The following is an 8,916-nucleotide window of genomic DNA, read 5'->3' on the forward strand; positions in this document are numbered from 1 at the left end:
GCCCGCGCCCACGACATTCGAATCATGGTTGCCCATGGATTCAGAAGCCCGCAACAAAAGCAACTGTAATGCTAGAGTCGATTAAGCGCCGGGTTTCGGATTCCGAAAACGCGGAAATCAGGCGGTCTGGTTTGACAGCATCTGGATCCGTGCGTTGGATCATTGCGGTGATACACTCAAGGGCAATTGATCTTCGTTGAGCCTCCGCGCGCGGCACTCGCGAAATGCCCGGCGCGCGGATCGGCCCCCCTTCTTCCGCGACATCCTTCTGACCGCTATCTTCGTGGACGTTTTCGCAATTGCGCGTCGAGCCCTCGTGGCCGCTCCATGGCAAAATCCGAACCTCAATCGGGGCGACGACGATAGATCTTAAACTGCTGACTTGCGGGGAAAAGCTTCCACCTCGACTCCAGGTAAGCCTCGACACTCTCGGATACCGAGATCACTTCAGTGATCGGGCTATCGAACGTCTCCCTCCGGCGAGGTTCGATGCAATCCGCTCTGCTAATACCGGGCCCACCCCCTGGTCGATGTCAAAGCCAGAAGCCCCTCAACAGATCGGGTTTTAATATCAAGCATTCGGGGCGTCCTTGCCATGCAACGCCGCGTTCTCCTCGCAGTGCTGCCGAACTATGCTAAGCCGAGCTCGCGCCCAGCTCAGTGAAGCGATGGACGCCGGTGATGGGCCGGCTTGTCTCCTATCTGGGGCATGACGATGCGCGCGCGATCTCTCGTGCGAACATGGTCGCCTGGAAGGACGCGCTAATTTGCGAGGGGATCGCAACATCACAGTCCGCGACGTCTACGTTGCGGCCGTGAAGGCGACGTTGCAATTTGGTCTCGATCAAGGGGAGCTTGAGGCTAATCTCGCCGCCGGCGTAAAGGTGCGAGTGCGCAAGCGCTTGCAGACGCGCGAAAAAGGCTTTACCGCCGAAGAAGCGGCCAAGATCCTCAAGGCGACGCTGCGAAAGCCTTCCGGCAAAATCACCATCGAGATGTCCCCGGCGCGACGTTGGATCCCCTGGATCTGTGCTTACACCGGAGCCCGGGTCAACGAGATCACGCCGCTAACCGGTCGTAATTTCTTCGAGCGCGATGGCATTCCTATGATGCGCATCAGAGCCGAGACGAACAAGACACGGAGATCTCGCGAGACCCCGCTTCACCAAGATCTTCTCAGGCAAGGATTGTTTTAGATACGCGCAGGCGAGGGGAGCGCGAACGCTTTTCTATGATCTCCGCCGTAGTCGTGGCCGTAAGGAGTCAAATCCGCATTATAGAATGGTTGCAGAACGAACTCGCTGAATGGGTCCGGTCACTCGGCATCGACCACCCGCGAGTTCCGCCCAATCACGGTTGGAGGCATCGCTCTAGCTCCATCGCAAGATCGATCGCGATGCCGGAAGACGTGCGCAACGTCATCCAGGGCCATGCGGACAGGAAGGTAGCTGACCGCTACGGCGACACATGGCCACGGGTGGCCCGACGCGAGCTTGATAAGATCCCCGGATACCGTGTCTGAAAACGGCGATATGCGGCGTTCTTGCATCGGGTGTGAGCTTCGTCGTCTAATACGGCGATGCAACAGGAACACGAGAGCTGGATCGCGGACGGTGAGAAGTGCGCGCTGCTAGGCTTAGGGCGGAGACATTGTTTAGAAGGAATGCCAAAGCGCCTACCTGGGTTGGCAGGTTGCTAACTATCCTGCCGTGCGTAGACTGCTCAAGCGAATGCAACTCGCGACATCTAGCGGAACAAGATCACTTTGCAATCTCAAACCGTGCTTTCCGCTGCTTGCAGAAGGCTCATCCTTCGATGAGTCTTCGGGGCTAGAGTACACTGGAAAAAAGGGTCACGCCTCAGAGTTATAGTTTTCTGCCGTCGTACACGGGCGGGCAGCCGTCTACACCGGGGGCTCCAATCATGTCTAAACCACCCTCACGTGGCGTCCTGGCGATCGTTGGCACAGGCATCCAGGCAGGCCGGCAATTGACCAAAGAGGCGATCACGCGCCTCAAGAGTGCCGACGTGATCATGTTCTGCGTCTCCGAGCCACTAACGCGCGACTGGCTGCTTGAGCTGCGCCCGGACGCCGAGGATCTCTCGCGCTTCTACGCCGATGGTAAGGATCGCCGCATCAGCTACGAGGAAATGGTCGAAGCCATGCTCGGGCCGGTCCGTCAAGGCAAGACCGTCGCCGCTGCGTTCTACGGCCATCCGGGCGTCTTCGTCTCCCCCTCGCACGAGGCCGTCAAGCGCGCCCGGCGGGAGGGGTATCGCGCCTTCATGCAGCCTGGCATCTCCGCGGAGGCCTGCCTATACGCGGATCTCGGCATTGACCCGGCGGAGCACGGCTGCCTAACCTTCGAGGCGAGCGAATGGCTGGTCTTCGGCCACAAGATCGATCCGAGCTGCGTCGTAATCCTGTGGCAGGTCGATTGCGTCGGTGACGCCAGCTACCAGAGCGACGGCTACAACGGCGCGCATGTGCCGCTCCTCGTTGAGAGTCTACTGCGCTATTACGACGCCAGCCATATTGGCTATCTCTACCACGCACCCGTTCTGCCGATAGGACGCCCAAAGGTTCGGCCGGTGATGCTTGGCATGCTGCACGAGACACTGCGGCGGCACAGAACTGCCGGGACGCTGTTGATCCCGCCGGCCTCAGAGCCGCCCGTGGACTTCGAGATGGCCCGCCGCCTCGGCATACCCGAGGAGGAACTCGAAAGAGACACGCAGATGCCGCCTTGGCGCATTGATCCGCGCTTCCAGATCGTTGTCGGCGACATCATTGAGCCGGAGTGGCGGGCGTGACTGGCGGGGCGGGGACGCCTGTTCGCGCGGAGCAGAGGGTTGATTTCGTCCCAGGCGCTCTCTGGGACGCTTTCATCATCGCCCGCCCGGAGGTCTGGCAGTTTGAGATGCCCGCTGCCCTCCTCGATCCGGCCCTTTACGCGGACGCCTCCGCCTCCGGCTGGGCGGCAATCGCTGGCGCCGATCTTGTGCTTGACGTGGAGGGAGTGCACGCAGCCTTCTTCGCACGCGTCGAACAGGCTCTGGCGCAGGGGCCGGGTTTCGCGCTGCTCAGCCGCGTACCCATCGAGACTCTCTCATTCCGCGAGGCGCGCCTCCTCCACATGCTACTGGCGAAGCGGTTCGGGCGCCTGCGCCCCCAGGACGCGTCAGGATCATATCTTTGCGACTTGGTCGACCCGGACACCCCCGATGACGCGCCGAGCAACGACCCAGTTGCCCTCGGGCGACGCTGGAGTAACTTGCCGTGCCATACCGACCACGCCTTCGGCCGCGACCCACCCCGCCGTCTGGCTTTCCTCTGCTTCCGGGCCGCGGAGGTGGGCGGCGCGGTGCGGCTTGCCAGCGCGGCGACGCTGCTCGCGCGAGTCGCCGCGATTGCGCCCGCTCTCGTTGAGGAACTTCGGCGTCCCGTCCCCTTCGATGCGACGCGCCAGATCGACGCCGATGACGAAGCGCTCGACGCTATCGCGATCCTCGACTCCGATGCCGACGGGACTCGCCTTCGCTATCTGCATCACCAGATTGCTCTTTGCCGCCTTGATGCGCGGCAACGTGAGGCGGTTAGGACGTTGGACACAGCGCTCGCAGATCCGGAGCTCGTCGCCGAGCTGACCCTCTCGCCGGGTGACGTGCTCCTAATAGACAACCGCGTCGTCCTGCATGGCCGGGGCGCGTACCGCAATAGGCAAGCGCCACGTGCCCCACGCCACCATCTTCGTCTCTGGTTGAATTAACCCGATTTAACCTGTGGTTGCTAACATGGAGAATAACATGGCCGATTCAAAGCTCTACGATTTCCTGCGCGGACTCAACGACGATCCCCGTAAGCTTACTGAATTCGAGAACGATCCCGAGCAGGCTATGGACGCTGCCGGCCTCACCCCTGAGGAGAAGGAGGTCGTCAAGAGCGGGGACGAGGAGCGGATCATGGGCCATCTTGGGGCCCAGGATGCTGCGACGGCAGCTTTCCGCGTGATCCGCATCCGCAACATCCGCATTCGTTTTGGTGTCTGATCTGGACGCGCGACGACCGCACGCCTCGTCGCGCGCCCTTCTCGTCGAGGGAGCGGCAAAACCATGGGTTCGCTGACTGTGGTCGGAACCGGAATCAAATCCCTCGCCGAAATGACTGCGGCCGCGGCATCCGCGATCAGGACCGCAGACAAGGTGTTTTACGGCGCCGGCGAGCCGCTAACGATCGATTGGATCGTGGGCAACGCCAAGTCCGCCGAATGCCTCGACGCGCTCTACGAGGAGGGCAAGGACCGGATGCTGACTTACGACGCAATGGCGGAGGTGATCCTTTCGCACGTGCGCTCGGGATTGAAGGTCTGCGTCTCCTTCGAGGGCCATCCAGGCATTTTTGTCCATGTTGCGCATCGCTGCATTCGCGCGGCACGGGCTGAAGGCTACCAGGCGCGCATGCTGCCGGGCGTCTCGGCCCAAGATTGCTTGGTCGCGGATCTTCTCATAGATCCGGCCGAGTACGGTTGCCAGTCCTTCGAGGCGACGGACTTCCTCCTACGGAGCTACCAGCCGGACGTCACCAGCATGCTGGTTCTCTGGCAGGTCGGCTGCATCGGCCTCTCGATCTTTTCGCGTAACCGCCAGCCGGAGAAGAACGTGCGCATCCTCGCCGAGGCTCTGGAGAAGCATTACGGCACCGACCATGTGGTTATCGCCTATCAGTCCGCGCTGTTCTCGATATCCGCGCCGACCATCATCGAGACGCGACTACATCGCCTGCCCGAGTACGATCTAGGCCTCGCCACACTCTACGTCCCGCCGCTCCACGAGGGCGTCGTCAACCTGGGCTATCTCAAGCGCTTCGGCATCGCGTGAGCGGGCGTGATTCCGCCCGAGAACCTGACTGGAGCTGATCCAAAAATCGTCTCCGTGCTACTTCTGGCGCGAACGCTCTCCAACACCAAAGCGTCAGAGTTCTGCTGCAGAAGGGGCGCACGCTGCAGGCCCGCATTCTCGTCCGCAGCTGTCTCGAGAACGGCTTCTGGCTGGCGCGGCTGATTGAAGACGGTAACAGCTTCGTCCAGCAGATGATCGAACATGAGCAGAAGCGGCGGTCGATGCGCGGCCAGCTTCTCTTGCCGAAGGGTTCTTGGCCTTTGCTGCGCGAAATCGTTTTTTTGGACACTTGTGCGGCGGCGATAACTCCTGAGCCTTGACTATATTCGCAGGCGAGCTACGCTCGTTGGCCCGTGCGCATCTAGACTGGCCGCCGGTTATGGTTCAGCGAAGTAGGCGCGAGGACACAGACGATTACGCCTGGATGCGGGACGTCTCTGACCCGCGTTTCCTCGCCTTCCTAGACGATGAGAATGCCCGCTTCGCGGCTGCGATGGCGCCGGCGCGCGGTCTTGAGCAAGAGATCTTTGAGGAAATCGTGGCTCGTTCCCCGCGTGCGGACGAGACCGTGCCGTACAAATACGCAGAGTACGAGTACCGTTTCGTTTATCCCGAGGGCGCGGAATATCCTCGCTTCGAGCGCGCCCGCCTCGGCATCCCGGAGAGCCGCGAGACAATCCTCGATTACGCCGCTCTCGCGGAGTCGTATCCTTCGTGCGACATTCAAGTCTGCGTTGATCGGCGCTCGCACCTTCTTGCCTTCGCCGTCGACGTCACCGGCGAGCGACTCTACACGATTCGTTTTAAGGAACTCGCCACTGGGAAGGTCCTGCCGCAAACGATCGACGGCGCGTCCGGGAATATGGCCTTCTCGAAGGATGGGGAGGTTCTGTTCTATACTGAGCTCGACCGCAAGACCTTGCGCTGGCGGCGGGTGAAGCGCTATAGGCTTGGTGCTGACCCGCAGAGCGCCGACACCGTCTACGACGAGACGGACGAGGCCTTCTCCTGCTCCGTAGACCCCGCAAAGGGTGACGATTTCATCTTCATCCGCAGTAGCTCGGGCGAGGAGGACGAGGTCCGGTTCGTGCCGGCGGATGACGTCCTCGGGTCGGCGCGCCTCGTCGCGGCGCGCCGCCCGAAGTGCGAATATGACGTCCAATTCGACGGCACCGGCTTCGTCATCCGCACAAATGAAGAGGCGCCAGATTTCCGCCTGATGCGCGCTTCGATCGAGGGGCCGGGAGCCCATTCCTGGATCCCGCTCTGGGCGCCGGAGCCCGGCGCCTATCTCGAGGATTTCGAGGTGGTGCGCGGCACCATTGCCGTTGCGGAGCGTATCAGCGGCGCCATACGAGGGCGAATCGTTCTGATCGAGGGCGGGGCCGAACGGGTTTTCGGCCTGTCGGGCGCGGCCGCCTCGATCACCTTGAAGGACAATATCGAACTCAACGCCCGCGCCATCCGGTACGAATGGGGGACCTATACCGATTTTCCCTGCATCTCCGAGGTCGATCTCGACTCCGGGGCTACCCAGGTGCTCAAAATAGAGCGAGCAGGCGGCAATTTCGACCCAAACGAGTATGCCGCCGAGGAGCATCGGGTCGAACGTCCAGACGGCGCGCACGTACCGCTGACCATCCTATCTCACAAGAGCGATCGGGGACGGCCATGCCCGACGCTCATCTATGGCTATGGCGCCTACGGTTTCAGCATCGACCCCTATCTGTGGCTGCCGCGCTTCAGTCTCATCGATCGCGGCTTCCGCGTTGCGATCGCGCACGTGCGCGGTGGCGGTGATCTCGGCCGCGCCTGGCATGACGCTGGCCGTCGCAAGAACAAGCCCACGAGCGTCGCCGATTTCGTCGCCTGCGCTGAATACGCCCGCAAGGTCGGAGCCGCGTCGAACCTCTACGCCATGGGCGAGAGTGCCGGCGGCGTTCTCGTTGGCGCCGCTTTGAACGCTCGGCCGAACTTGTTCCGGGCCGTCGTAACAGTCGCGCCCTTTGTCGACTTGCTCAACTCGCTTTCCGACCCCACGCTTCCGCTGACGACAACCGACTATGACGAGTGGGGCGACCCGAACGATCCCCTGGAGCGCCGCTGCATCCGCTCCTACGCGCCCTATGAGAACCTGCGCCCGCAGCCTTATCCCCATCTCCTCGCACTCGCGCGTCTGCGTGATACGCAGGTACCAGTCTGGGAGCCGGCGAAATGGATCGCGCGAATGCGGGCCATGTCAACCGGAAGCGGCCTGCAGTTTCTCAAGACCGAGTTGGAGACGGGCCACATGGGTCGCTCCGGCCGGTACAAACAGTTCCACGACACGGCAACAGCCTATGCCTTCTTGGTCGGCGTTGAGCGTGGGCTAATCGGCTGAAGTGAGGCTCTTGTTCAGCACATCGTTGGCCGCTGCAATCAGATCATTCATGAGCGCCTGCCAGCTCTCAATGGTCCGGGCTTGCTCTTGGGTCTTCGTGGCATTACGACCTCACGTGACAATCTTTGATTGAGATATCTTCGGGTACGCCTAAAAGGCGGATATAAACCAACGAGAAGAAACCACAATGGTTTTTGTTAAGCATCGCGAGCACGGCCGCGAAGCGGCCGCGCGCAGCGGTGCGAAGCCAATTCAATTTATGTACTCTTCCGTGAAGAACGCGGCTTTCAGGCTGGAGCGGACTGACGGGTTGGCATGAGGGCGACGAGAATCTGGCACAATAAAAGCCGGATCCATCGGATCAGTCGGCGGAAGTTGTAGCCGACGGCGGCGAGGACAGCGTTGGCAGCATCGCCCTGGCGGTACCAGAGATAGTTTCTGCCCATGCGATGCTCGGCTTTGAGATGGCCGATCACGGGTTCGACGGCTGCCCGGCGGCGCAACTGGCGTTTGATGTCGGGAGTGACGCCGCGTTTCTGGCCGGATATGAAGACCCTGAACTTGTGATCTGGCTGTGCATTGTGGCCGCGATATCCTTTGTCGGCGAGGATGCGATCAAGGGTATTGCCGACCAGCGCCTCCATTTCCGGGATCACGGTTGCCAGGGTGTGTCCGTCGTAGGGGTTGCCCGGCATCGACTTCACGTGGGTGACGAACTGGCCGCCCTTGGCGCGGCCGATGGTGGTGGCAACGCTGACCTTGACGCCGAACTCGTAGGGCCGGTGGGCCTTGCCCTTGCCGATGCATTCGACTTCCGGGGCATGCAGGGAATAGACCTTGGGGCCGCGCTGGCGCTGCTGTTGCTCGCGTATGCGCCACGCCAGCATCAGCAACTGGGCGAACGCTGCTTCGAGCCCGCCGTCGCCATCGATCTTGCGGGTGATGTCGCGAATGACGCGGCCGAGCAAGGTGCGCAGCTTCTTCAGCATCCGGTTGGCGCGATTGAACTGCTTGGCGTGGGCATAACGCTGGTGCTGGATCAGGGCGAACTTGCCGACCCGTGTATAGGACTGGCGCAGAGCCACCCCGTGTTGCTTCGCCAGCCGTACCAGTTTCTCGCGTGCCCGGTTCAGCAGCCTGGCATCGGTGGGGAACATCACGTTCTTGGGCTGCACGGTGGTATCGACGATCACCCGTGACAGCTCGGACGGCTTGATCGCCTTGGTCCTGGTGGCGACCGACAGGCTTTCCTGGAGCCGCGCCTGCAACCGCTTCTCGCCCATCCGGTTGCGCCAGCGCCAGCGACGAGCGATCGAACACCAGCCGGTGCTGGAAGAACTCCTTGCCGCAGAAGTACTGGTAATAGGGGTTCTCGACCCAGCGCTCGCACAGTACCTCATCGGACAGGTCATAGGTGTGCTTGAGGATCGCCAGCCCCGCCATCAGTCGTGTCGGCAGCGGCGGATGGCCGGGATCGTCCGTGTAGACCTCGCCGAAGCCTCCTTCCAGGAAGCCCCAGTCCACCGTTCGCGCCAGCTTCGCCAGCGGATGCTTCATGTCGATGATCTGGTCCAGCCGCGCCCGGAACAGATCGTTCGATCCCGTCGTCTTGTGCTTCTTCGGCCGCATCGTTCCCT

Annotated in this window: 6 protein-coding genes and 2 pseudogenes; 7 read left to right on the forward strand and 1 reads right to left on the reverse strand. The window is 61.8% G+C overall.

What is annotated here, in order from left to right; translation table 11 throughout:
* Window positions 1–815 precede the first annotated feature (815 nt).
* The 7 genes and pseudogenes from AC0L3P_RS38555 (at window position 816) to AC0L3P_RS38585 (ending at window position 7,279) form a co-directional block, all read left to right on the forward strand.
* Window positions 816–1,196 (forward strand): site-specific integrase, encoded by a 381-nt coding sequence (locus AC0L3P_RS38555; protein WP_473309251.1) that lies wholly within the window; start codon window positions 816–818, stop codon window positions 1,194–1,196.
* Window positions 1,197–1,923: 727 nt separating this feature from the next.
* Window positions 1,924–2,814 (forward strand): SAM-dependent methyltransferase, encoded by an 891-nt coding sequence (locus AC0L3P_RS38560; RefSeq protein ID WP_473309252.1) that lies wholly within the window; start codon window positions 1,924–1,926, stop codon window positions 2,812–2,814.
* A gap of 107 nt (window positions 2,815–2,921) precedes the next feature.
* A complete protein-coding gene (locus tag AC0L3P_RS38565; protein ID WP_473309253.1) occupies window positions 2,922–3,770 on the forward strand; it encodes a TauD/TfdA family dioxygenase in 849 nt (282 codons plus the stop codon).
* 37 nt (window positions 3,771–3,807) lie between these two features.
* Complete coding sequence (locus tag AC0L3P_RS38570; protein WP_473309254.1) at window positions 3,808–4,050, forward strand: hypothetical protein; 243 nt, start codon at window positions 3,808–3,810, stop codon at window positions 4,048–4,050.
* A 63-nt stretch (window positions 4,051–4,113) separates the two neighbouring features.
* Window positions 4,114–4,878 carry an SAM-dependent methyltransferase gene (locus tag AC0L3P_RS38575; protein WP_473309255.1) on the forward strand — a complete coding sequence of 255 codons (765 nt, stop codon included), beginning with the start codon at window positions 4,114–4,116 and terminating at the stop codon, window positions 4,876–4,878.
* A gap of 98 nt (window positions 4,879–4,976) precedes the next feature.
* Window positions 4,977–5,219: pseudogene (locus AC0L3P_RS38580) on the forward strand (hypothetical protein); the annotation flags it as partial.
* Between the two features lie 59 nt (window positions 5,220–5,278).
* Window positions 5,279–7,279, forward strand: a complete 2,001-nt coding sequence (locus AC0L3P_RS38585) for a prolyl oligopeptidase family serine peptidase (protein WP_473309256.1) — start codon at window positions 5,279–5,281, stop codon at window positions 7,277–7,279.
* A gap of 287 nt (window positions 7,280–7,566) precedes the next feature.
* Here AC0L3P_RS38585 and AC0L3P_RS38590 read toward each other — a convergent pair.
* Window positions 7,567–8,908: pseudogene (locus AC0L3P_RS38590) on the reverse strand (IS5 family transposase).
* Window positions 8,909–8,916: the final 8 nt, after the last annotated feature.

Source organism: Bradyrhizobium sp. WSM4874 (genome assembly GCF_055811835.1).

What these genes read in the sequence shown, in the direction of transcription:
- AC0L3P_RS38575 (WP_473309255.1), top strand. Translation starts at nt 4,114, where the DNA reads ATGGGTTCGCTGACTGTGGTCGGAACCGGAATCAAATCCCTCGCCGAA.
- AC0L3P_RS38560 (WP_473309252.1), top strand. Translation starts at nt 1,924, where the DNA reads ATGTCTAAACCACCCTCACGTGGCGTCCTGGCGATCGTTGGCACAGGC.
- AC0L3P_RS38570 (WP_473309254.1), top strand. Translation starts at nt 3,808, where the DNA reads ATGGCCGATTCAAAGCTCTACGATTTCCTGCGCGGACTCAACGACGAT.
- AC0L3P_RS38585 (WP_473309256.1), top strand. Translation starts at nt 5,279, where the DNA reads ATGGTTCAGCGAAGTAGGCGCGAGGACACAGACGATTACGCCTGGATG.
- AC0L3P_RS38565 (WP_473309253.1), top strand. Translation starts at nt 2,922, where the DNA reads ATGCCCGCTGCCCTCCTCGATCCGGCCCTTTACGCGGACGCCTCCGCC.